This window comes from Rhodobacteraceae bacterium LMO-JJ12 (assembly GCA_021555075.1).
Taxonomy (GTDB): Bacteria; Pseudomonadota; Alphaproteobacteria; order Rhodobacterales; family Rhodobacteraceae; genus JAKGBX01.
This window is the reverse complement of sequence record JAKGBX010000003.1, coordinates 1-20496: the sequence shown is the minus strand read 5'-3', so window position 1 is coordinate 20496 and position 20496 is coordinate 1. Positions and strand designations below refer to the sequence as shown.

Sequence of the window (20496 nt, the reverse complement as noted above, 5' to 3'; positions counted from 1 at the left end):
ATGAAGGGGTCAACTGCCCCGCTCAAGCCGTTGCTTGGTGAACCAGTCAAGGCGCTTCTTGAGTTCGCGTTCAAAGCCGCGCTCGACCGGCTGGTAAAGTACCGGGCGCTTGACCCCATCGGGGAAGTAGTTCTGTCCGGAAAAACCATCCTTGGCGTCATGGTCATAGGCATAGCCCGCGCCATACCCTTCGTCTTTCATCAACTTGGTGGGGGCGTTGAGGATGTGTTTGGGGGGCGGCTCGGAGCCGGTTTTCTTCGCCTGCACCATTGCTGCTTTGTAGGCGGCGTAGCCAGCGTTGGATTTGGGGGCGAGGGCAAGATAGATCACCGCCTGCGCCAGCGCCAATTCGCCTTCGGGGCTGCCGAGGCGTTCAAAAACTTCCCAGGCATGCAGACAATGGGTTTGGGCCTGTGGGTCGGCCAGCCCGATGTCTTCCACCGCCATGCGGGTAATGCGGCGGGCAAGATAGCGCGGGTCTTCGCCGCCTGTGAGCATGCGCGCCAGCCAATAGAGCGCCGCATCGGGATCGGAGCCGCGCACCGATTTATGCAGCGCCGACATCAGATTGTAATGTTCCTCGCCGGATTTGTCGTATTTCGCCGCCCGTCGCATCAGGCGGGTGGAAAGTGCATCGCGGTCGAGCTTGCCCGAGACCTTCCATGCCGCAACCTGTTCGACCAGGTTGAGAATTGTGCGGCCATCGCCATCAGCCATCTCAAGCAGCGCCTCGCGCGCTGACCCGTCTAGCGGCAGGGCTTTGCCAAGCACCTTTTCCGCGCGTTGTGCCAACCGTTCAAGCGCCGCGAGATCGAGACGTTTGAGGGTGAGCACCTGGGCGCGCGAGAGCAGAGCGGCGTTGAGTTCAAAGCTGGGGTTTTCCGTGGTGGCGCCGACCAGAAGGATGGTACCGTCTTCCATATGGGGCAGAAAGCCGTCCTGTTGCGCCTTGTTGAAGCGGTGAATTTCATCAACGAAAAGCAGCGTGCCCTGACCGTTGGAGCGACGGTGTTTGGCGGCCTCAAAGACGCGGCGCAACTCGGGCACACCGGTAAAAATAGCGCTGATCTGGACGAAGTGCAGATCCGTCTCAGCGGCCAGAAGCCGCGCGATGGTGGTCTTGCCAACACCCGGCGGCCCCCAGAGGATCAGCGACGACAGTGAGCCGGACTCGAGCATGACGCCCAACGGCCCCTCCGCTCCGAGGATATGATCCTGGCCGATCACCTCGGCCAGCGTGGCAGGGCGCAGACGATCCGCCAGAGGACGCGGCCCCTTGGCCGGAGCGCCATCAGGCGCAGGTGCGGTATCAAAAAGATCGGTCATCTAAAGCAGGTCCTGGCAGCTATGAGCCACTCTTGCATAGCGCGTTTGTGCTGGCGGGGAAATGCGCCGCCTTGGGCTTGGGTGCGCTCAGAGGCGGAAACGCAGCACATGGCGTTGATTGCCGCGCTGCACCTCAAGTGACAGCCAGCGTGATGTCTTGCCCAGCAGCGCTTCGGCCTGTGCCGTATCTGTTAGCGCCACGTCGTTGATGGCGCGCAACACATCGCCACGTGCCAAGCCGGCGCGCGGCCCCGCCGGGCCGGGATCGGTGATCACCACCCCCGAAGCATTGAGCGGCAGACCGAATTCGGCCAACACGGCGGGGTTGATATTGGCGATCTCAAGCTCTGGTATTGCGGCGCGGCGCGATGTGCGCAACGTGTTGCGCGGTGGCTCATCAGGGGCGGCGATCAGGTTGACGGCGATCTCGCTGGCCTCGCCATCGCGCACGCGGGTGATGGAAACGGTATTTCCAAGCCCCGCGACCGTCATGCGAAAGACCATCTCATCAGGGGTGTTCACCGTCTGCCCGTTAACCGCGGTAATCACATCGCCGGGACGCAAACCCGCGGCCAGAAACGGGCTGACGGCGTGCAGATCGGAGATCACGATGCCCTGAGGGACCGCCAGCCCAAGGCTGTTGGCGATATCGGGATCGACCGGTTGTCCATTCATCCCGGCCCAAGGGCGGATGAAGCGGGACTCGCCCTTGTGTGCCTGCTCAACGAACCGCTGAACGAGAGCCGACGGGATGGCAAAGCCGATGCCGTTGGAGCCGCCAGAATGCGACAGAATACGGGTGTTGATGCCGATAAGCGCGCCGTTCACATCAATCAGCGCGCCGCCGGAGTTGCCCGGATTGATCGCCGCGTCAGTCTGAATGAAATAGCCGCGCGCGCTTCCTGTGGCGGTGCCGGAACGCGCCAGCCCCGAGACGATGCCACTGGTCACGGTCTGGCCAACGCCAAAGGGGTTGCCGATGGCCAACACCAGCTCGCCCACTTCGAGCGTTTCGCTGTCACGCAGGGCCAAGAAGGGCAAATCAGGCGCGTCTTCGATCTGCAGGATGGCCAGATCGCTTTCCTTGTCGGCCAAAAGGATGCTGGCGTCATACTCGCGACGGTCATTGAGCACGACGCGGATATCGGTGGCCTGCCCGACGACATGGTAATTTGACACTGCAATGCCTTCTTCGGTCAGGATCACGCCCGAGCCGAGGCTGTTTTGCACCTGCGGCCGCGGCGTTCCAAAGCCCTGAAAGAAATCATTGAAGAAGGGATCATTGATAAACGGATTTGATTGGCGCACCTGCACAACGCGCTTGGCATAAATATTAACCACAGCAGGCGCGGCCTGTTTCACCAGAGGCGCGAAGCCGAGTGTGATTTCAGCTTGCGAGGCCGGCACTCGGGTCTCGGCGGCCAACGGCGCGGCCAGAAAGGCAAGGATCAGGATCAGGATGCGAACCATGAGGGTCTCCAATGTCTTGCGTTCTGATATGCGGAGCGGAAGGTAGAAATGCAAGCAGACCGAGGGTGTCACACAACGAGCGTCAACGCAAAACCCCCGCCGGTTGGGGCGGGGGCTTCGGAAATTCGCGGTGAAAGCGGGGCTTAGCCCTCGTTCATCTCGGCTTCAGCTTCTGCTTCGACACGGGCCTTGTCGGCAGCGCCTTTGGCAGCAGGGTCGCGATCGACCAGTTCGATGATTGCCATCGGCGCCATGTCACCATAGCGGAAACCCGCTTTGAGCACGCGGGTGTAGCCACCCTGACGCTCTTTGTAGCGCGGGCCGAGAACTTCGAACAGCTTGGCGACGTCTTTGTCTTGCTTGAGCTGAGACGCGGCCTGACGGCGGGCGTGCAGGTCGCCGCGTTTGCCGAGCGTGATCAGCTTGTCCATGATCCGCTTGAGTTCTTTGGCTTTGGGCAGGGTCGTCTTGATCTGTTCGTGCTCGATCAGCGAGCCGGACATGTTCGAGAAAAGCGCCTTGCGGTGCTCGTGGGTGCGGTTGAGGCGGCGATAGCCTTTTGCGTGACGCATGTGTCTTACTCCTTATGCCCTCTACGGGCGGTTTTGCTTTGTCTGGCTGCCGATGCGTGTCAGCAACTCTCCTTGGGGCAGTGTGCCCGGATGGTGATGTAGGCCGAGGGCAACCCCGGCCTACGAATTCTTAGAACGCGTCTTCGAATTTCTTGGCCAGATCTTCGATGTTGTCTGGCGGCCAATCTTCGACGTCCATCCCGAGATGCAGACCCATGCCCGAGAGCACTTCCTTGATCTCGTTCAGCGACTTGCGACCGAAGTTCGGAGTGCGCAGCATCTCGGCTTCGGTTTTCTGGATCAGATCGCCGATGTAAACGATGTTGTCGTTCTTGAGGCAGTTGGCCGAACGGACCGACAGTTCCAACTCGTCGACTTTCTTGAGCAGAAGCGGGTTGAATTCCAGTCCGTCGTCTTCTTCCTGACGGCCGGCTGCTTCGGGCTCTTCAAAGTTCACGAAGATCGACAGTTGATCCTGCAGAATGCGCGCGGCAAACGCCAGCGCATCATCCGGCGTGATCGAACCATCGGTATCGATCTTCATGGTCAGCTTGTCATAGTCGAGAACCTGACCTTCGCGGGTCGGCTGCACGTCATAGGAAACACGCTTGACCGGCGAATAGATCGCGTCGATCGGAATCAGACCGATGGGCGCATCTTCAGGCTTGTTCTTGTCGGCCGCGACATAACCGTTACCGGTATTAACCGTCAGTTCCATGTAGAGATCGGCACCCTCATCGAGGTGGCAGATCACATGGTCGCGGTTCAAAATCTCGATGCCAGCACTGTCGGAGATGTCACCAGCGGTAACAACACCCGGCCCCTTGGCATTGACCGAAAGCCGTTTCGGGCCTTCGACATCCATGCGCACAGAGACACCCTTGAGGTTCAACACGATGTCGGTCACGTCTTCGCGCACACCGGCCACGCTGCTGAACTCGTGCAGCACGTTGTCGATCTGCACCGAAGTGATTGCGGCACCTTGCAGCGAGCTCATCAGAACCCGGCGCAGCGCGTTGCCCAGCGTGAGACCAAAGCCGCGTTCCAGCGGTTCGGCCACGATGGTCGCCTGACGGGTCGGGTCATTGCCCGGCTTGACGTCAAGCTGCGTGGGTTTGATCAGTTCCTGCCAATTCTTATGGATCATGCGTCCCTCCATTCCTGTCTTCTGCCCCATGTCCGTAGGCAAAAGACGCCCGAGGTTAAAATGACGTCACGAGGCCCGGCATGTTTGCCAGGCCCCGTGGTATTCTCAAACGATCAGACCCGACGGCGTTTCGGCGGGCGACAGCCGTTGTGGGCCATCGGGGTCACATCACGGATCGAGGTGATGTTGAAACCAACAGCGGCCAATGCGCGCAATGCGCTCTCGCGGCCAGAGCCGGGGCCCTGCACTTCGACTTCAAGGGTTTTCACACCGTGTTCCTGTGCCTTGCGACCGGCATCTTCAGCGGCCATCTGCGCCGCGTAAGGCGTCGACTTGCGCGAGCCTTTGAAGCCCATGGTGCCCGACGAGGACCAGGCAATTGCGTTGCCTTGGACGTCCGAAATCAGGATCTTGGTGTTGTTGAAAGAAGAGTTCACATGCGCCACACCTGCGGCGATGTTCTTGGAGACCTTCTTCTTGGTGCGTTTGGTATCGCGTGCCATTGTTCAGCCCTCCCTTATTTCTTCTTGCCGGCAATGGCCCGTGCGGGGCCTTTGCGGGTGCGTGCGTTGGTGTGAGTGCGCTGACCGCGAACCGGCAGGTTGCGACGGTGGCGCAGGCCACGATAGCAGCCAAGGTCCATCAGACGCTTGATGTTCATCTGGGTCTCGCGGCGAAGATCGCCTTCGACCGCAAAATTGGCGTCGATATGTTCGCGAATGGCGAGAACTTCGGCATCGCTGAGCTCGTTCACGCGACGCGCGGCGTCGATGTTCACGGCTTCACAGATAGCCTTGGCCGAAGTATGGCCAATTCCGGTGATATAAGTCAGGGCGATCGGGACCCGTTTGTGGGTCGGGATGTTTACGCCGGCAATACGTGCCACGTGTCACTTTCCTTTGCGTTGCGGGTCCGTAATGCCAGACCCTTTTTTCACAACGTAAGCCCGAGGCGTTTTTTTCGCTCCGGGCCGCAGCTGAATTCGAGGTTGTCATTCCTTCCGGGTGCGACCCAAAAAGAATCGGTTTCTCATGCGAGATAGCGCTGGTTAGGAGGTATTGCGTGAGGCGTCAAGGGGGAAGTACTTCGCACCCGATTTGACCCTTGAATCTTCGCATAGACACAGCGGCGGAGAAGCGCGGCGCAGCTATGTTCAGGAAGCGGGAGCAAAGACAAACCACCGCCATTCGCGAGGTTTCACCTTTTCCCACGCCTCGGGGAAAAGGTGATCAAGTCAGCTATCCAACGCCGCAGAAATCGCGTTTTGCACGTCGGCAATCTCGCCAAGACCATCAACCGAACTCAGTTGCCCCTTGGCATAGTAATAGCCGATCAGCGGCGAGGTCTTCTTGTAGTATTCCATCAGCCGGGTGCGCAGCGACTCTTCGTTGTCATCTGCGCGGCGCTGCATATCCGAGGCACCGCATTTGTCGCAGGTGCCGCTCACCGCCTCGGGCTTCGTGGTCTTGTGATAGACTTCGCCACAATTGCCGCAGGTGTAGCGCCCGGTGATGCGATCGACGAGCGCATCGTCATCAACCCGCATTTCGATCACGGCATCGAGGCCTTCGCCGGTCTCGCTCAGAAGTTCGGCCAAAGCATCCGCCTGGGCCAATGTGCGTGGAAAACCGTCAAAGATGACGCCGCCCTTCTTGTCGCCTTCCAGCTTTTCACGGATCAGGCCGATCACGATCTCATCCGTCACCAACTCGCCCCGGGCCATCACTTCGGCCACGCGTTTGCCCATCTCGGTGCCGCTGTCCTTGGCTTCGCGCAGCATATCGCCGGTTGAAAGCTGGATCATATTGCGGGTCTCAACAAGATGCCGCGCCTGGGTGCCTTTTCCGGCGCCCGGCGGTCCGAGCAGAATGATGTTCATCGGCGGGCCGGTCCTTTCTTCTTGCGCCGCCGCCCCTTGCCGGACAACTGCGACTTTTCAATCAAGCCTTCATATTGATGCGCCAGAAGGTGGCTTTGCACCTGCTGGATCGTGTCCATCGTAACCGAGACCACGATCAGCACCGAGGTGCCGCCAAAATAGAACGGAATCGCCATCTGGCTGCGCAGGATTTCGGGCAGCAGACAGACCGCCGCAAGATAGGCCGAGCCAAGCACCAACACGCGGTTGACCACAAATTCCAGATATTCGGCGGTCTTCTTGCCGGGGCGGATACCAGGAACAAAGCCGTTCTGATTCTTCAGATTGTCGGCGACTTCGTCAGGTTTGAAGCTGACGTTGAACGTATAGAAGTAGGTGAAGAACACGATCATCCCGACGAAGAACGCCAGATAAAGCGGCTGTCCGGGGCCGAAATAGGCCAGCAGCGTGGACATGATCGGGCCGGTCTGATTGCCCGAGAAGGTGCTGATCGTAACCGGCAGCAAAAGCAGGGAGCTGGCAAAGATCGCCGGGATCACGCCCGCCGGGTTGACCTTGACCGGAAGATGGCTTGAGCCGCCATCATAAACCTTCATGCCGACCTGACGGCGCGGGTATTGAATATGGATCTTGCGAAGCGCACGCTCCATGAACACGACAAAGGCAATGGTGGCGATCACCATGATGATGACGCCAACGATCACGGCAGGGCTGATGATGCCCGAACGCCCCTGGCTGAAGAACTGTGCCAGCGCGGCGGGAACTTCTGCGATGATACCAACAAAGATGATGAGCGAGATACCGTTGCCGATGCCGCGCGCGGTGATCTGTTCGCCCAGCCACATCAGGAACATCGTGCCGCCGATCAGCGTGATCATGGTGGACGCGACAAAGAAGAAGCCCGGATCAGTGGCGAGATCACCCGCTTCAAGGCTTTTGGCAAGGCCGTAGGACTGCAAGGTGGCCAGAAAGACCGTGCCATAGCGGGTCCACTGGTTCATCTTCTTGCGGCCTTGTTCGCCCTCTTTCTTCATCTGTTCCAGCGCAGGCACCATCGAGGCCAGCAGTTGAACAATGATCGAGGCCGAGATGTAGGGCATGATGCCGAGGGCAAAAATCCCCATCCGGCCAAGCGCACCACCGGTAAACATCGTCAGGATGCCACCGATCCCCTGCCCTGCGCCTTCCATGAAGTCGCGCAGCGCCTGGCCGTCGATTCCCGGCACGGGAATGAACGTGCCCAGCCGGTAAACGATCAGAAGTCCCAGCGTGAACAGGATGCGATTGCGCAGGTCGCTGGCTTTGCCCAGCGCCGCCCAGCTCGTGTTGGCGGCCATTTGTTCGGCAGCAGATACCATTCTCGGTCTCTTTCATGCATGCGCCGCCAAGGCGGTTTCCCGGCCCGGCGGCGCTTTTGGAAAACTGGAGGTTATGTAAGGCCCGCGAGGGCCGGGAACAACCTCTTATTCAGCAGCTTGCGCAGCTGTGACCTTGAGCGACCCACCGGCTTTCTCTACCGCTTCGACAGCGGCTTTCGACGCGCCGGTCACTTCGAGGTTCAGTTTGGCGCTGATCTCACCCTTGGCCAGCACGCGCACACCGTCAAGTTTGCGACGCACGACACCGGTTTCGACGAGCACGTCTTCGGTGATGGCTTTGGACGCGTCGAGCGTTTTGGCATCGACGAATTTCTGGATCAGGCCGAGGTTGATCACGGCAAATTTCTTGCGGTTCGGCTTGTTGAAGCCACGCTTGGGCAGGCGTTGATAGAGCGGCATTTGCCCGCCTTCAAAACCCTTGATCGCCACACCCGAACGGGATTTCTGACCTTTGATACCGCGACCGGCGGTCTTACCCATGCCAGAGCCGGGGCCACGGCCAACACGCTTGCGGGATTTGGTTGCGCCGGGATTGTCGCGCAGTTCATTAAGTTTCATATCGCTTCTCCTTTGCCGGAATTGGCCCATGAAGCGAAGGGAGCCAAACGCGGCGTTTCTTGGTTGATTGAGTCGTGTGGCACTGGGCCACCCGGGGGCTATAGACGGGATGAAGAGAGGGATCAAGGGGTGGCAGTGATGTGGTTTCGGAGGGCAGCGCCCGAACCGAGGGGCTGGTGCTGAAAGCGCCCGCCCCGTGGGGGCGGTTCGGGCGCTGCCCGCGCGAAGCACGGGCTGGAATAACTTCAGGCATCGCGCCCACGCAAAGCCGTTTTCTTTTCGTGAATATCGCCAAAAACCGACAGGCGCCTGTCGTGACAGCATTTATCCAGCATGGAGGAATTGCCGCTGCGTTATGTATCAAAATGGTGATGACGCGTCGTTTTCCCTCATAGGTTCACCCTCTGCAATTGGGAATTGTATAGCTAACTTTTGAAAATGGCTCGACGCCCTCGGCCCAGGAAGGTCTGTTAAATTTCAGGCTTAGCGGTTCAAATTTTTCGTTGCAGACGAAATAGCGAACGCCCCGCAGCTTCCTGCGGGGCGCTCTCAAATCTCACGCAGCGTGGGCCCTAGCCCACCACCACACTCAACCTTTTTCTTCGATGATCTCAACCATATGCGGGATCTTGGCGACCATGCCGCGCACGGAAGGGGTATCTTCCAGCTCGCGGGTCTTGTGCATCTTGTTGAGGCCCAGCCCGATCAGCGTCTGGCGCTGTTTGGCGGGGCGGCGGATCGGAGAACCGATCTGTTTTACAACGATGGTTTTAGCCATAACTCGCGCTCCTTATGCGTCAGCGTCGGCAGGCTGAGCGGCAGGTGCATCACCTTTGCCCAGAATGTCGGCCACTTTTTTGCCGCGACGTTGGGCCACCATGCGGGGGCTGCTTTCTTTTTGCAGGCCGTCAATGGTGGCGCGGATCATGTTATAGGGGTTCTGCGAACCGAGCGATTTTGACACAACGTCCTTGATGCCCAGCATCTCGAACACGGCGCGCATCGGACCACCGGCGATGATCCCGGTGCCCTCAGGGGCGGTCCGCATCACGACTTTACCGGCGCCGTGGCGACCTTCCATATCGTGGTGCAGCGTGCGACCTTCGCGCAGCGGCACGCGGATCATCTGGCGCTTGGCTTGCTCCGTGGCTTTGCGAATGGCCTCGGGGACCTCTTTCGCCTTGCCTTTGCCGAAACCGACGCGACCTTTTTGATCACCAACCACCACGAGAGCAGCAAAGCCAAAGCGTTTACCACCTTTCACGGTTTTGCTGACCCGGTTGATCGCGACCAGGCGGTCGGCGAATTCGGGGGTTTCCTCACGACGTGGGCCACGGCCCCGTTGTTGTCCTTCTCGTGCCATCAGGCATCTCCATAGTCCTGGCGCGGGTCAGCGCCGTAGTTTGCCAATCCTGGTGCTGGGCATAGATCACCCAAAGCCCGGATCATCGGGGCGTCACCTCTGGCGACGCCCGCAGTCTCTTAGATTTTCAGTCCGCCTTCACGCGCAGCGTCGGCCAGAGCCTTCACCTTGCCATGATAGAGGAAGCCACCACGGTCGAAATAGCACTCGCTTACACCCGCCTTTTTGGCGCGTTCTGCGATGGCTGATCCCACCTTGGCTGCTGCTTCGACGTTGTTCTTGCCCGTCACGCCGAGATCTTTTTCGAGCGAGGAGGCAGAGGCCAGGGTAACACCCTGAACATCGTCGATCAGCTGACAGCTGATATTCTTGTTCGAACGGTGAACGGAAAGGCGCATCTTGCCCGCGTTCACCTTGCGAAGCTTGTTCCGGACGCGCAGGCGGCGCTTGAGGAACAGGGTCCGTTTGCTGTTTGCCATCTGTCTGGTCCTTACTTCTTCTTGCCTTCCTTGCGGAAGATATACTCGTCTTTGTATTTGATGCCTTTGCCTTTGTAGGGCTCGGGCTTGCGCCATTCGCGGATATTCGCCGCAACCTGACCAACGAGTTGGATGTCGGTGCCTTCAACAACGATTTCGGTCTGCTTGGGGCAGGTTACCGTCACACCATCAGGCACTTCAAAGTTCACATCATGGCTGAGGCCAAGCGCGAGTTTCAGAGTGTTGCCCTGCATTTGCGCACGATAGCCAACGCCGTTGATTTCAAGCTCTTTCTTGAAACCTTCCGAACAGCCCTGCACCATGTTGGCGACAACAGAGCGGCTCATGCCCCATTGCTGGCGTGCCCGCTTGGACTTGCCACGTGGAATGATCGAGATGGTGTTGTCTTCGACGCGAAGCGTAATATCATCAGTGGCCGTGAAAGTCTGTGTGTCTTTAGGACCCTTGATTTCGATGGTCTGACCGGAGACTGCGGCGCTGACGCCCGAGGGCAGACCGACTGGTTTTTTACCAATACGAGACATATCGCTCTCCTTAGAACACCGTGCAGAGCACTTCGCCGCCAACATTGGCTGCGCGTGCGCTTGCATCCGACATCACACCCTTGGATGTGCTGACAATCGATACCCCGAGACCCTGACGGACCGAAGGGACATCCTTGACGCCCATGTAAACGCGACGACCGGGTTTGGAGACCCGCTTCAGTTCGCGAATGACAGGAGTGCCATCAAAGTATTTCAGGCTGATTTCCAGGGTCGGGTGACCCAGGGCATCGGTGCCTTTTTCATAACCGCGGATGTAGCCTTCGTCGGCCAGCACATCCAGAACCCAGGCGCGGATCTTTGACGCCGGAGTGGAAACGGTTGATTTGCCACGCATCTGCGAGTTGCGGATACGGGTGAGCATATCGCCGATAGGATCGTTCATATCTCTCTCCTTACCAGCTCGATTTCACCAGGCCGGGGATCTGACCAGCAGACCCCAGCTCGCGCAGCGCGATCCGGCTGACCTTGAGCTTACGGTAGTAAGCATGCGGACGCCCGGTGAGCTGGCAGCGGTTGTGAAGGCGGGTTGCCGAGCTGTTGCGCGGCAGTTTCGCCAGTTTCAGAGAAGCGCGGAAGCGATCCTCCATCGGCTTTTCCTGGTCGTTGATGATTGCTTTGAGCTCGGCGCGTTTGGCGGCATACTTCTCCACCAGCTTTTGGCGCTTTGCTTCGCGTTCGATCATGGATTTCTTGGCCATATCTCTAATTCCTCCCGCGGATCAGCTGTTGAAGGGCATGTTGAAGGCTTTCAACAGGCTCTTGGCTTCCGCGTCGGTTTTCGCGGTGGTTGCGATCACGATGTCCAGACCCCAGTTCTCTTCGATTTTGTCGAAGTTGATCTCGGGGAAGACGAGGTGTTCTTTCAGGCCCATGGCATAGTTGCCACGTCCATCAAAGCTCTTGCCCGAAACGCCGCGGAAGTCGCGAACGCGAGGCATTGCAATGGTGATCAGCCGGTCGAGGAATTCATACATCCGGTTGCCGCGCAGCGTGACCTTGGCACCCATCGGCATGCCTTCGCGAACGCGAAAACCGGCGATGGAATTTTTGGCAATGGTCATCAACGCCTTTTGACCGGCGATCAGCGTCAGATCCTCAACAGCCGATTTGGCTTTCTTGGAGTCTTTCACAGCCGCACGGCCACAGCCGATGTTCAGCACGATCTTTTCCAGCCGCGGGATCATCATGTCGTTGCCGTAGCTGAATTCTTCTTTCAGCGCGGGACGAATGGTGTCGTTGTAAGCGGCCTTCAGACGTGGGGTATAAGTTGCAGCATCAAGCATCGATCACGTCCCCCGTGGTCTTGGCGTAACGCACTTTCTTGTCGCCTTCGATCTTGAAGCCAACGCGGGTGGGTTTGCCGTTCTTGTCAAGCAGGGCCAGATTGCTGAGGGCAATCGGCATCGCTTTGGGGATGCGCCCGCCCTGGGCTGTCTGGCTCTGACGGGTGTGACGGATGGCCATGTTGATGCCCTCCACCACGGCCTTACCGGCAGACGGATCAACCGAGGTGATAGACCCCTGCTTGCCCTTGTCCTTGCCGGTCAGCACGACGACCTTGTCGCCTTTTTTCAATTTAGCAGCCATGTCACAGCACCTCCGGCGCAAGCGAGATGATCTTCATGAAGTTCTTCGCGCGCAACTCACGAACCACTGGCCCGAAGATACGGGTGCCGACTGGCTCCATGTTGTTTCCGAGGATCACGGCGGCGTTGCGATCAAAACGGATCGCGGTGCCGTCGTCACGACGAACTTCCTTGGCGGTGCGCACGACGACGGCTTTGCGCACGTCGCCTTTTTTCACGCGACCGCGCGGGATGGCTTCCTTTACGGATACTACGATAATGTCACCGACACTCGCGTATTTCCGCTTGGAACCACCCAGAACCTTGATGCACTGAACGCGGCGAGCGCCGCTGTTGTCAGCAACATCCAGGTTGGTCTGCATCTGGATCATTTGGTTTCTCCCGACCTATGGGGCGCCGATCCGTGGCGATTTCCCCAGGGTTTCGAATATGCCAAAAGGCTCTGTCGGCTTACGCCTCCAGAACCTCCCAACGTTTCGTTTTCGATTTCGGTGCGCATTCGATGATGCGAACTTTGTCACCGACCTTGAAAGCGTTCTGTTCATCGTGCGCCCGGTATTTCTTGGACTTACGAATGGTTTTCTTGAGAACCGGGTGCGTGAAGCGGCGCTCGACCGACACGGTTACGGTTTGGGCGTTGGCGTCGCTGGTCACGGTGCCTGTGAGAATTCGCTTGGGCATCTGTCAGGCTCCTTATTCAGCGGCCGCTTGCGCGGCTTTCTGGTTGAGAATGGTCAACACGCGCGCGGTCTCGCGCTTTACAATGCGCATACGCGCAGTATTTTCCAGCTGGCTCGTAGCTTGCTGAAAACGCAGGTTGAAGCTCTCTTTTTTAAGATTGGCCAGTTCCTCGCGGAGCTGATCCGGCGTCTTGTCACGCAGGTCTTTGGCGGTCATGCCTTATATTCCTTTTCAACATCACTGGAGGGCCCCGAAAGGTCACCCTGATTCCAGTGGAGTTCTGGGGTGAAGGCTGCGCAATACACCGGGGGTCGGCATGTGGCAAGCCCTTTCGGGGAAAACTTCGCAAGGTGGGCAATCTGCCCACCATTCTGCCTCTCGCCCTAGAGCTAACACTAAGGTAAATACACCGCTATGGCACAAATAGATTCCCTCTTCGTCACCCGTCTCTACCGCGCTGCCCTCAGCGAGCTTGGCAAGCCTATAGATCCGGAAGAACTGGAAACATCCTGCTGGGCGATTGCCGAGGAGGATGAGGCCGGTCAGACGTGGTGCGACGACAATGGCTATCCCGGCTATACGTCCTATGCTTCGCTCACCGATCTGCCCTGGCGCTTTCCGATCTTCAAGGATCTGAAAAAGGTGCTGAACAAGCATGTCGCGGCCTTTGCCGAGGATCTGGAGTTCGATCTCGACGGACGCAAGCTCAAACTTGAAGACCTATGGATCAACATCCTGCCCGAAGGCGGCACCCATTCCTCGCATATCCACCCACATTCGGTGATTTCCGGTACCACATATGTGGCGATGCCTGACGGTGCGTCGGCCTTGAAGCTGGAGGACCCCCGCTCGGCCCGGATGATGGCCTCCCCCACCCGGAAGAAGGACGCACGGCAGGAGTTGCGGCAGTTCATCTATGTCACCCCCAAGGTGGGGGATGTGCTGCTCTGGGAAAGCTGGCTACGCCACGAGGTACCAATGAACGGCGCACAAGAAGATCGGATTTCGGTGAGCTTCAATTATCGGTGGGGGTGAGAGTGCGCCGTCTTTTTCGCCGCACCGTTGAAGAACCAACACCGCGCCGCAGCGGGCCGAAACCGCCGGAAGGTATCGACGCTGATCACCCGTTGATGGCTGGCGCCCGGCCTTTGATCGCCACAGGGGCGCCACTGGTTGTTTCATGGTCTCCGAAATCGGCGTGCACACAGGTTCTCTTGTGGTTTCTCTATCAGGAGGGGCTGCTGGAAGCGTCACAGTATTTCAGCCGCTGGCCACATGATTTTCGCGGCCGCGTGTATTACCACAGCGCAACCTACCACCACGCCGCCAGACAGGTTGCCAAGAGCAATGGCGCAGGGTTCACCCTTCTGCGCGTCACCCGCGATCCGACGGCGCGTTTCGTGTCAATTTTCCGCCATGTCCTGCGTCGGAAGGTCATGCGCGCAGAGATCAACGCGTTTGTCGGGCGTGATATTGGCGCTGAAGGTATGTCCATCGCAGAGTTGGGTGCGTTTCTGGATGGCAAGCCGCTTCTTCTTCCCTCACCGATTGATCAACATCTCTGCGCTCAAACCCACCCCGCTTGGGCAATGAATTTTGAACGGGTGATCACATTGAACGTCGATACCGATGATTTGTTTCGCGGGCTGAACGGCTTGGCCAAAGATCTCGATCTGGTCCAGACACCGTTCAACCAATTGCCCGCTTTTGAAATGATCGCCGAGCGACATCATGCAACAGACACAACATCGCCAGAGCGCGACATCCTGAACGCAGTATTGAGCGTGTCGGATAACTCCACCTTCCCCATCAAGGCGCTGCGGGCGGATGCGCGGGTACAAGCCTTGGCGACGCGGCTTTATGCTGTCGACGTCGCGGAAACCGCATCAGGGGATAGCCTTGGGCGTTTGAAATTTGAGTGAGACCTTGTCGCCCCGGATGGGCAGATTTCAATCACCGTAACTCACTACGAAAACGAACCACCAAATCAAAAGCCCCCGCGCGATCTCTCGCACGGGGGGCCATTTTTCTTCACCGGGGTGCGGCCCGGACAGCTTCTGCGAAACTGCCTGCACCGCACTGGTCCAAAAGCGCGTAGGCGCTTTCGGCCTTTACCAGTCTTCGCGAACGACGATGCGTGTCTTGATCGGAAGTTTCATCGCGGCAAGGCGCAGAGCCTCGCGTGCGACGTCTTCGTCAACACCGTCAATCTCGAACATCACACGGCCAGGTTTGACCTTGCAGGCCCAGAAGTCGACCGAGCCTTTACCCTTACCCATCCGAACTTCGGTGGGTTTGGAGGAGACCGGCACATCCGGGAAAATCCGGATCCAGACACGACCCTGACGTTTCATGTGGCGCGTCATCGCGCGGCGGGCCGCTTCGATCTGACGGGCTGTCACACGCTCGGGTTGGGTCGCCTTGAGGCCAAAAGAGCCGAAGTTCAGATCGGAACCGCCTTTGGCGAGTCCCTTGATCCGGCCTTTGTGCTGCTTGCGGAATTTAGTGCGCTTTGGTTGAAGCATCTCTTTATCTCCTTAGCGGCGGCCACCGGCGCCACGTGGGGCCGGACCGTCCTGGAGTTCCTGTGCCTTGCGGTCACGCGCTTGGGGGTCATGCTCCATGATCTCGCCTTTGAAGATCCAGACCTTGATCCCGATGATGCCATAAGCCGTCATCGCTTCGGCGCCGGCATAGTCGATGTCGGCACGCAGCGTATGCAACGGCACACGGCCTTCGCGATACCATTCGGTCCGGGCAATCTCGGCGCCGCCAAGGCGACCCGCGACGTTTACCCGGATGCCGAGGGCACCCATACGCATGGCGTTCTGCACGCTCCGTTTCATCGCACGGCGGAAGCTGACCCGACGCTCAAGCTGTTGGGCGATGCTCTCGGCCACCAATTGCGCGTCAAGCTCGGGCTTGCGGACTTCGACGATGTTGAGGTGCAACTCGCTGTCGGTCATCGCGGCCAGTTTCTTGCGCAGAACTTCAATGTCTGCACCTTTCTTGCCGATGATGACACCCGGACGCGCAGTGTGGATCGTAACGCGGCACTTCTTGTGCGGACGCTCGATGATCACACGGGCAACACCCGCCTGCTTGCACTCTTTCTTGATGAACTCGCGGATCGCCAGGTCTTCCAGCAGAAGATCGCCGTAATCCTTGGTATTCGCGAACCAGCGGCTGTCCCAGGTGCGGTTGACCTGAAGGCGCATGCCGATCGGATTGACTTTGTTACCCATCAGGCTTGCTCCTCATTTTGACGCACTTTGATCGTCAGTTCCGCAAACGGCTTCATGATCTTGCCAAACCGGCCACGGGCCCGCGGGCGACCGCGTTTCATGGTCAGGTTCTTGCCCACCCATGCCTCGGCCACGACGAGTTCGTCGACATCAAGGTTATGGTTGTTTTCGGCGTTGGCAATCGCGGATTGAAGGCATTTCTTCACGTCCTGTGCGATCCGCTTCTTGGAGAACGTCAGGTCCGTAAGGGCCTTGTCCACCTTCTTGCCACGGATCATCTGTGCGACCAGATTCAGCTTTTGCGGGGAAGTACGGAGCATGCGGGTTTTCGCCATTGCTTCGTTATCGGCCACGCGGCGGGGATTTTTATCCTTGCTCATGACTTACTTCCGTTTCGCTTTTTTGTCGGCTGCGTGACCGTAATAGGTCCGCGTCGGCGAATACTCACCGAACTTCTGGCCGATCATATCTTCGGACACGTTGACCGGGATATGTTTCTTGCCATTGTAGACGCCGAAAGTGAGGCCCACGAACTGGGGCAGGATGGTGGAGCGACGCGACCAGATCTTGATAACGTCGTTGCGGCCCGACTCGCGCGCAGCTTCGGCTTTCTTGAGCACGTAGCTGTCGACAAATGGGCCTTTCCAAACAGAGCGAGACATCTATCAGCGTCCCTTCTTCTTGGCGTGCCGCGAGCGGATGATCAGCTTGCTGGACGCTTTGTTCTTGTTCCGAGTGCGCGCACCCTTGGTCGGCTTGCCCCACGGTGTCACCGGGTGACGACCACCAGACGTGCGACCCTCACCACCACCATGCGGGTGATCGATCGGGTTCATCACAACACCACGAACGCTCGGGCGGATGCCCTTGTGGCGCATGCGACCGGCCTTGCCGTAGTTCTGGTTGCTGTTGTCGGGGTTGGACACGGCACCAACGGTGGCCATGCATTCCTGACGCACCAGACGCAGTTCGCCCGAGCTGAGCCGGATTTGCGCATAACCGCCATCACGACCAACAAACTGGGCATAGGTGCCAGCGGCGCGTGCGATCTGTCCGCCCTTGCCGGGTTTCAACTCGATGTTGTGAACGATCGTGCCGATCGGCATGCCCGAAAACGGCATCGCGTTACCCGGCTTGATATCGGCCTTGGCCGACGCGATCACCTGATCGCCAATCGCCAGACGCTGCGGCGCCAGGATATAGGACTGTTCACCATCTTCATACCGTACCAGCGCGATAAAGGCTGTCCGGTTGGGATCGTATTCGATCCGCTCGACGACCGCCGAAGAGTCACGTCTGTTACGTTTGAAATCGACGATACGATAGAGACGCTTTGCCCCGCCGCCTGTGCGGCGCATCGTGATCCGTCCGGTGTTGTTCCGACCGCCCGATTTGGTCAAACCCTCAGTGAGTGATTTGACCGGACGACCTTTCCAAAGCTCCGAACGGTCGATCAGCACCAGCCCACGCTGGCCCGGCGTCGTCGGCTTATACGACTTGAGTGCCATGCTTTCTGTCTTCCGTTTGCTTGTGACGGGCCCGATATTGGGAAAGCCCCGCCTATGTTAAGCCCCCCGAGGCGGATTTCGTAGAAATCGCCATGGGTGACCGAGATATAGGGCCCCTAAGGTCCCCGACTTAAAAAGCTATGGCCCCGGTGAAACCCGGGGCCATGAGCCAGATTCGCGGCTTCCTATCAGAGTCCTGTGGACACGTCGATAGTGTTTCCCTCTTCCAGGGTAACGTAGGCCTTCTTGACGTCTTTCCGCTTGCCCAGTTGGCCGCGGAACCGCTTGACCTTGCCCTTGGTGATCGTGGTGTTGACCGCTTTCACCTTCACCCCAAAGAGCGTTTCAACCGCCTCTTTGATCTGGGGTTTGTTGGCTGCGATATCGACCTCGAACACAACCGCACCGTTTTCCGACGCCATGGTCGATTTCTCGGTGATGATCGGCTTGCGGATCACGTCGTAATGTTGAGCTTTCGCACTCATTTCAAACGAGCCTCCAGTGCTTCGATACCCGCTTTGGTGATCACCAGAGTGTCACGCTTGAGGATATCATAGACGTTTGCGCCCATCGACGGCAGGATATCCAGACCTTCGATGTTACGGGCCGCTTGCAGGAAGCCTTCGTTGACTTCCGCGCCATCGATGATCAGCGCACGTTTCCAACCAAGGTTTTTCACCTGCTTGGCCAGCGCACTGGTTTTACCTTCTGACTCGGCATTCTCGATGATCACCAGCTCACCCGCTTTGAATTTTGCGGACAGAGCGTGCATCAGCCCCAGCTTGCGAAATTTCTTCGGCAGATCGTGGCCATGGCTGCGAACAACCGGGCCCTTATAGACACCACCACCGCGAAAGATCGGTGCCGAGCGGGCGCCGTGGCGTGCGCCACCGGTGCCTTTTTGGCGATAGATCTTCTTGGTCGAATATTTCACTTCCGAGCGCGTCTTGACCTTGTGAGTGCCAGCTTGCGCATTGTTGCGCTGCCAGCGGACAACACGATGCAGGATATCGGCGCGTGGCTCGAGCCCGAACAGGGCCTCGTCCAGTTCGACCGAACCGGCTTTGTTGCCGTCCAGTTTGATCACGTCGAGTTTCATTCCTCGCCTTCCTTCTTCTCGGCTTCAGCTGCTTGAGCTTCGGCAACGATGTCGACCTTGGCCTCCGCGGCTTCTGCAGCATCCAGAGCGGCCTGTTCGGCCTCTGCGGCGGCGGCTGCGGCGGCCTCGGCTTCAGCGGCTGCGGCAGCAGCGGCTTCTTCGGCGGCCTTGGCGGCAGCTTCAGCATCCGATTTCAAAGCAGCGGGCAGGATCGCATTTTCAGGGAACGGCTTTTTCACCGCATCCTTGACCGTAACCCAACCACCTTTGGAGCCGGGAACGGCGCCTTTGATCATGATAAGACCACGATCGGCGTCGGTGCGAACGACCTGCAGGTTCTGCGTGGTGACACGGGCAGCGCCCATGTGACCGGCCATTTTCTTGCCTTTGAAGACTTTGCCCGGGTCCTGACACTGCCCTGTCGAGCCGTGCGAACGGTGGCTGATCGACACACCGTGGCTGGCCCGGAGACCACCAAAGTTGTGACGCTTCATGGCACCCTGAAAGCCTTTACCAATCGACGTGCCGGACACATCGACATACTGGCCTTCAAAGTAGTGATTCGCCGTGATCTCTTCGCCAATGGCGATGAGAGCTTCGGGCGTGACACGGAACTCTGCGACTTTGCGTTTCGGTTCAACCTTGGCAGCCGCGAAGTGGCCGCGCATGGCTTGGCTGGTGCGCTTGACCTTGGCTGTACCTGCGCCGAGTTGGACGGCGGTATAGCCATCTCGTTCAGCGGTACGCTGGTCCACGACCTGCAGTTTGTCCAATTGAAGAACGGTCACAGGAATCTGTTTTCCGTCTTCCATGAAAAGCCGGGTCATGCCGACTTTCTTTGCGATAACGCCTGAGCGCAACATCTCTACTGCCCCCCTCAAACTGAAATCTGAACGTCCACGCCCGCGGCGAGGTCGAGCTTCATCAGCGCGTCAACGGTCTGCGGGGTGGGGTCGACGATGTCCAAGAGACGCTTGTGCGTGCGGATCTCGAACTGGTCGCGCGATTTCTTGTTCACGTGCGGACTACGCAGAACGGTGAATTTTTCGATCTTGTTCGGCAGCGGGATCGGCCCGCGCACCTGGGCACCTGTGCGCTTGGCGGTATTGACGATTTCCTGCGTGCTGGCGTCCAGTACGCGGTAGTCAAAGGCCTTGAGCCGGATGCGGATATTTTGCGATTGCATATTTTTGCCTTTCGCGGCGTTGGAGTTGATAGGAGGAAGGCCGGATCATCCGGCCCCCCTCGTCGAACCCGCAGGGTGGGTCTTGCAACCCACCCTACAAATTATTCGATGACTTTGGATACGACGCCGGCACCAACGGTGCGGCCGCCTTCACGGATGGCGAAACGCAGACCGTCTTCCATCGCGATCGGAGCGATCAGTTCAACCTCAAACTTCAGGTTGTCGCCCGGCATCACCATTTCAGTGCCTTCCGGCAGCGTTACCGTTCCGGTCACGTCGGTCGTGCGGAAGTAGAACTGCGGACGATAGTTGGCGAAGAACGGCGTGTGACGACCACCTTCATCCTTGGTCAGGATATAGGCTTCGGCTTCGAATTTCGTGTGCGGGGTCACCGAACCGGGCTTGCAGAGAACCTGCCCACGCTCAACACCTTCACGGTCGATGCCGCGCAG

General features: G+C 58.6%; 32 protein-coding genes. 2 read left to right on the top strand and 30 right to left on the bottom strand.

The annotated features are described in order from the left end of the window. Positions 1-9 precede the first annotated feature (9 nt). From LZG00_16370 to rpmC, 20 genes are all read right to left on the bottom strand, one after another. Positions 10-1326: a replication-associated recombination protein A gene (locus LZG00_16370; GenBank protein MCF3595568.1), complete on the bottom strand. Its 1317-nt coding sequence runs from the start codon at positions 1324-1326 to the stop codon at positions 10-12. A gap of 87 nt (positions 1327-1413) precedes the next feature. Continuing rightward, positions 1414-2796, bottom strand: coding sequence for a trypsin-like peptidase domain-containing protein (locus tag LZG00_16365; GenBank protein MCF3595567.1), 1383 nt, complete (start codon positions 2794-2796; stop codon positions 1414-1416). Positions 2797-2939: 143 nt separating this feature from the next. Further along, entirely contained in the window at positions 2940-3368 is a 429-nt protein-coding gene (gene rplQ / locus LZG00_16360) for a 50S ribosomal protein L17 (GenBank protein MCF3595566.1), read from the bottom strand. 130 nt (positions 3369-3498) lie between these two features. Beyond that, positions 3499-4515, bottom strand: a complete 1017-nt coding sequence (locus LZG00_16355) for a DNA-directed RNA polymerase subunit alpha (GenBank protein MCF3595565.1) — start codon at positions 4513-4515, stop codon at positions 3499-3501. 113 nt (positions 4516-4628) lie between these two features. Further along, the gene (gene rpsK / locus LZG00_16350; protein ID MCF3595564.1) at positions 4629-5018 is read right to left on the bottom strand and encodes a 30S ribosomal protein S11; all 390 of its coding nucleotides are present in this window, start codon (positions 5016-5018) and stop codon (positions 4629-4631) included. 14 nt (positions 5019-5032) lie between these two features. Next, positions 5033-5401, bottom strand: a complete 369-nt coding sequence (rpsM, locus tag LZG00_16345) for a 30S ribosomal protein S13 (GenBank protein MCF3595563.1) — start codon at positions 5399-5401, stop codon at positions 5033-5035. Positions 5402-5749: 348 nt separating this feature from the next. Then, entirely contained in the window at positions 5750-6394 is a 645-nt protein-coding gene (locus tag LZG00_16340) for an adenylate kinase (protein ID MCF3595562.1), read from the bottom strand. Continuing rightward, entirely contained in the window at positions 6391-7752 is a 1362-nt protein-coding gene (gene secY, locus LZG00_16335; protein ID MCF3595561.1) for a preprotein translocase subunit SecY, read from the bottom strand. The genes LZG00_16340 and secY overlap by 4 nt, the downstream gene beginning before the upstream one ends. Before the next feature lie 105 nt (positions 7753-7857). Beyond that, a complete protein-coding gene (gene rplO / locus LZG00_16330; protein ID MCF3595560.1) occupies positions 7858-8331 on the bottom strand; it encodes a 50S ribosomal protein L15 in 474 nt (157 codons plus the stop codon). Between the two features lie 589 nt (positions 8332-8920). Next, complete coding sequence (gene rpmD / locus LZG00_16325) at positions 8921-9109, bottom strand: 50S ribosomal protein L30 (GenBank protein ID MCF3595559.1); 189 nt, start codon at positions 9107-9109, stop codon at positions 8921-8923. A 12-nt stretch (positions 9110-9121) separates the two neighbouring features. Beyond that, complete coding sequence (gene rpsE, locus LZG00_16320) at positions 9122-9694, bottom strand: 30S ribosomal protein S5 (GenBank protein ID MCF3595558.1); 573 nt, start codon at positions 9692-9694, stop codon at positions 9122-9124. Between the two features lie 119 nt (positions 9695-9813). Further along, complete coding sequence (gene rplR, locus LZG00_16315) at positions 9814-10173, bottom strand: 50S ribosomal protein L18 (GenBank protein ID MCF3595557.1); 360 nt, start codon at positions 10171-10173, stop codon at positions 9814-9816. Positions 10174-10184: 11 nt separating this feature from the next. Then, positions 10185-10718, bottom strand: a complete 534-nt coding sequence (rplF, locus tag LZG00_16310) for a 50S ribosomal protein L6 (protein MCF3595556.1) — start codon at positions 10716-10718, stop codon at positions 10185-10187. A gap of 10 nt (positions 10719-10728) precedes the next feature. Continuing rightward, the gene (rpsH, locus tag LZG00_16305; protein ID MCF3595555.1) at positions 10729-11121 is read right to left on the bottom strand and encodes a 30S ribosomal protein S8; all 393 of its coding nucleotides are present in this window, start codon (positions 11119-11121) and stop codon (positions 10729-10731) included. A 10-nt stretch (positions 11122-11131) separates the two neighbouring features. Continuing rightward, a complete protein-coding gene (rpsN, locus tag LZG00_16300) occupies positions 11132-11437 on the bottom strand; it encodes a 30S ribosomal protein S14 (GenBank protein MCF3595554.1) in 306 nt (101 codons plus the stop codon). 21 nt (positions 11438-11458) lie between these two features. After that, positions 11459-12022, bottom strand: coding sequence for a 50S ribosomal protein L5 (gene rplE / locus LZG00_16295; protein ID MCF3595553.1), 564 nt, complete (start codon positions 12020-12022; stop codon positions 11459-11461). Continuing rightward, positions 12015-12326: a 50S ribosomal protein L24 gene (gene rplX, locus LZG00_16290; protein ID MCF3595552.1), complete on the bottom strand. Its 312-nt coding sequence runs from the start codon at positions 12324-12326 to the stop codon at positions 12015-12017. Before rplX ends, rplE begins: the two co-directional genes overlap by 8 nt. 1 nt (position 12327) lies before the next feature. Next, positions 12328-12696 carry a 50S ribosomal protein L14 gene (gene rplN / locus LZG00_16285; GenBank protein MCF3595551.1) on the bottom strand — a complete coding sequence of 123 codons (369 nt, stop codon included), beginning with the start codon at positions 12694-12696 and terminating at the stop codon, positions 12328-12330. Between the two features lie 79 nt (positions 12697-12775). Beyond that, on the bottom strand, positions 12776-13006 hold the full coding sequence (gene rpsQ / locus LZG00_16280; protein ID MCF3595550.1) for a 30S ribosomal protein S17: 231 nt from the start codon (positions 13004-13006) through the stop codon (positions 12776-12778). Positions 13007-13018: 12 nt separating this feature from the next. Then, positions 13019-13222, bottom strand: a complete 204-nt coding sequence (gene rpmC, locus LZG00_16275) for a 50S ribosomal protein L29 (GenBank protein MCF3595549.1) — start codon at positions 13220-13222, stop codon at positions 13019-13021. Positions 13223-13420: 198 nt separating this feature from the next. Between rpmC and LZG00_16270 the strand changes: the two genes are divergently transcribed. After that, positions 13421-14041 carry a 2OG-Fe(II) oxygenase family protein gene (locus LZG00_16270; GenBank protein ID MCF3595548.1) on the top strand — a complete coding sequence of 207 codons (621 nt, stop codon included), beginning with the start codon at positions 13421-13423 and terminating at the stop codon, positions 14039-14041. A 2-nt stretch (positions 14042-14043) separates the two neighbouring features. Beyond that, positions 14044-14928: a hypothetical protein gene (locus LZG00_16265; GenBank protein MCF3595547.1), complete on the top strand. Its 885-nt coding sequence runs from the start codon at positions 14044-14046 to the stop codon at positions 14926-14928. 189 nt (positions 14929-15117) lie between these two features. Here LZG00_16265 and rplP read toward each other — a convergent pair whose 3' ends face one another. The 10 genes from rplP to tuf all read right to left on the bottom strand — a co-directional run. Further along, a complete protein-coding gene (rplP, locus tag LZG00_16260) occupies positions 15118-15531 on the bottom strand; it encodes a 50S ribosomal protein L16 (GenBank protein MCF3595546.1) in 414 nt (137 codons plus the stop codon). A gap of 12 nt (positions 15532-15543) precedes the next feature. Beyond that, positions 15544-16251, bottom strand: a complete 708-nt coding sequence (gene rpsC / locus LZG00_16255; GenBank protein MCF3595545.1) for a 30S ribosomal protein S3 — start codon at positions 16249-16251, stop codon at positions 15544-15546. Beyond that, positions 16251-16631, bottom strand: coding sequence for a 50S ribosomal protein L22 (rplV, locus tag LZG00_16250; protein ID MCF3595544.1), 381 nt, complete (start codon positions 16629-16631; stop codon positions 16251-16253). The genes rpsC and rplV overlap by 1 nt, the downstream gene beginning before the upstream one ends. Before the next feature lie 3 nt (positions 16632-16634). Then, the gene (gene rpsS / locus LZG00_16245) at positions 16635-16913 is read right to left on the bottom strand and encodes a 30S ribosomal protein S19 (GenBank protein MCF3595543.1); all 279 of its coding nucleotides are present in this window, start codon (positions 16911-16913) and stop codon (positions 16635-16637) included. Between the two features lie 3 nt (positions 16914-16916). Then, positions 16917-17759: a 50S ribosomal protein L2 gene (gene rplB, locus LZG00_16240; protein MCF3595542.1), complete on the bottom strand. Its 843-nt coding sequence runs from the start codon at positions 17757-17759 to the stop codon at positions 16917-16919. A gap of 188 nt (positions 17760-17947) precedes the next feature. Beyond that, a complete protein-coding gene (locus LZG00_16235; GenBank protein ID MCF3595541.1) occupies positions 17948-18244 on the bottom strand; it encodes a 50S ribosomal protein L23 in 297 nt (98 codons plus the stop codon). Then, complete coding sequence (gene rplD / locus LZG00_16230) at positions 18241-18858, bottom strand: 50S ribosomal protein L4 (GenBank protein ID MCF3595540.1); 618 nt, start codon at positions 18856-18858, stop codon at positions 18241-18243. The genes LZG00_16235 and rplD overlap by 4 nt, the downstream gene beginning before the upstream one ends. Beyond that, the gene (rplC, locus tag LZG00_16225) at positions 18855-19721 is read right to left on the bottom strand and encodes a 50S ribosomal protein L3 (GenBank protein ID MCF3595539.1); all 867 of its coding nucleotides are present in this window, start codon (positions 19719-19721) and stop codon (positions 18855-18857) included. The genes rplD and rplC overlap by 4 nt, the downstream gene beginning before the upstream one ends. A 14-nt stretch (positions 19722-19735) precedes the next feature. Further along, positions 19736-20044: a 30S ribosomal protein S10 gene (gene rpsJ, locus LZG00_16220; protein ID MCF3595538.1), complete on the bottom strand. Its 309-nt coding sequence runs from the start codon at positions 20042-20044 to the stop codon at positions 19736-19738. 101 nt (positions 20045-20145) lie between these two features. Beyond that, a partial coding sequence (gene tuf, locus LZG00_16215; protein MCF3595537.1) for an elongation factor Tu occupies positions 20146-20496 on the bottom strand: 351 nt, incomplete at its 5' end.

Excerpts from the sequence above, each read along its gene's own strand:
- LZG00_16370 (MCF3595568.1), bottom strand. The coding sequence starts at position 1,326 with ATGACCGATCTTTTTGATACCGCACCTGCGCCTGATGGCGCTCCGGCC.
- LZG00_16365 (MCF3595567.1), bottom strand. The coding sequence starts at position 2,796 with ATGGTTCGCATCCTGATCCTGATCCTTGCCTTTCTGGCCGCGCCGTTG.
- rplQ (MCF3595566.1), bottom strand. The coding sequence starts at position 3,368 with ATGCGTCACGCAAAAGGCTATCGCCGCCTCAACCGCACCCACGAGCAC.
- LZG00_16355 (MCF3595565.1), bottom strand. The coding sequence starts at position 4,515 with ATGATCCATAAGAATTGGCAGGAACTGATCAAACCCACGCAGCTTGAC.
- rpsK (MCF3595564.1), bottom strand. The coding sequence starts at position 5,018 with ATGGCACGCGATACCAAACGCACCAAGAAGAAGGTCTCCAAGAACATC.
- LZG00_16340 (MCF3595562.1), bottom strand. The coding sequence starts at position 6,394 with ATGAACATCATTCTGCTCGGACCGCCGGGCGCCGGAAAAGGCACCCAG.
- secY (MCF3595561.1), bottom strand. The coding sequence starts at position 7,752 with ATGGTATCTGCTGCCGAACAAATGGCCGCCAACACGAGCTGGGCGGCG.
- rplO (MCF3595560.1), bottom strand. The coding sequence starts at position 8,331 with ATGAAACTTAATGAACTGCGCGACAATCCCGGCGCAACCAAATCCCGC.
- rpmD (MCF3595559.1), bottom strand. The coding sequence starts at position 9,109 with ATGGCTAAAACCATCGTTGTAAAACAGATCGGTTCTCCGATCCGCCGC.
- rpsE (MCF3595558.1), bottom strand. The coding sequence starts at position 9,694 with ATGGCACGAGAAGGACAACAACGGGGCCGTGGCCCACGTCGTGAGGAA.
- rplR (MCF3595557.1), bottom strand. The coding sequence starts at position 10,173 with ATGGCAAACAGCAAACGGACCCTGTTCCTCAAGCGCCGCCTGCGCGTC.
- rplF (MCF3595556.1), bottom strand. The coding sequence starts at position 10,718 with ATGTCTCGTATTGGTAAAAAACCAGTCGGTCTGCCCTCGGGCGTCAGC.
- rpsH (MCF3595555.1), bottom strand. The coding sequence starts at position 11,121 with ATGAACGATCCTATCGGCGATATGCTCACCCGTATCCGCAACTCGCAG.
- rpsN (MCF3595554.1), bottom strand. The coding sequence starts at position 11,437 with ATGGCCAAGAAATCCATGATCGAACGCGAAGCAAAGCGCCAAAAGCTG.
- rplE (MCF3595553.1), bottom strand. The coding sequence starts at position 12,022 with ATGCTTGATGCTGCAACTTATACCCCACGTCTGAAGGCCGCTTACAAC.
- rplX (MCF3595552.1), bottom strand. The coding sequence starts at position 12,326 with ATGGCTGCTAAATTGAAAAAAGGCGACAAGGTCGTCGTGCTGACCGGC.
- rplN (MCF3595551.1), bottom strand. The coding sequence starts at position 12,696 with ATGATCCAGATGCAGACCAACCTGGATGTTGCTGACAACAGCGGCGCT.
- rpsQ (MCF3595550.1), bottom strand. The coding sequence starts at position 13,006 with ATGCCCAAGCGAATTCTCACAGGCACCGTGACCAGCGACGCCAACGCC.
- rpmC (MCF3595549.1), bottom strand. The coding sequence starts at position 13,222 with ATGACCGCCAAAGACCTGCGTGACAAGACGCCGGATCAGCTCCGCGAG.
- LZG00_16270 (MCF3595548.1), top strand. The coding sequence starts at position 13,421 with ATGGCACAAATAGATTCCCTCTTCGTCACCCGTCTCTACCGCGCTGCC.
- rplP (MCF3595546.1), bottom strand. The coding sequence starts at position 15,531 with ATGCTTCAACCAAAGCGCACTAAATTCCGCAAGCAGCACAAAGGCCGG.
- rpsC (MCF3595545.1), bottom strand. The coding sequence starts at position 16,251 with ATGGGTAACAAAGTCAATCCGATCGGCATGCGCCTTCAGGTCAACCGC.
- rplV (MCF3595544.1), bottom strand. The coding sequence starts at position 16,631 with ATGAGCAAGGATAAAAATCCCCGCCGCGTGGCCGATAACGAAGCAATG.
- rpsS (MCF3595543.1), bottom strand. The coding sequence starts at position 16,913 with ATGTCTCGCTCTGTTTGGAAAGGCCCATTTGTCGACAGCTACGTGCTC.
- rplB (MCF3595542.1), bottom strand. The coding sequence starts at position 17,759 with ATGGCACTCAAGTCGTATAAGCCGACGACGCCGGGCCAGCGTGGGCTG.
- LZG00_16235 (MCF3595541.1), bottom strand. The coding sequence starts at position 18,244 with ATGAGTGCGAAAGCTCAACATTACGACGTGATCCGCAAGCCGATCATC.
- rplD (MCF3595540.1), bottom strand. The coding sequence starts at position 18,858 with ATGAAACTCGACGTGATCAAACTGGACGGCAACAAAGCCGGTTCGGTC.
- rplC (MCF3595539.1), bottom strand. The coding sequence starts at position 19,721 with ATGTTGCGCTCAGGCGTTATCGCAAAGAAAGTCGGCATGACCCGGCTT.
- rpsJ (MCF3595538.1), bottom strand. The coding sequence starts at position 20,044 with ATGCAATCGCAAAATATCCGCATCCGGCTCAAGGCCTTTGACTACCGC.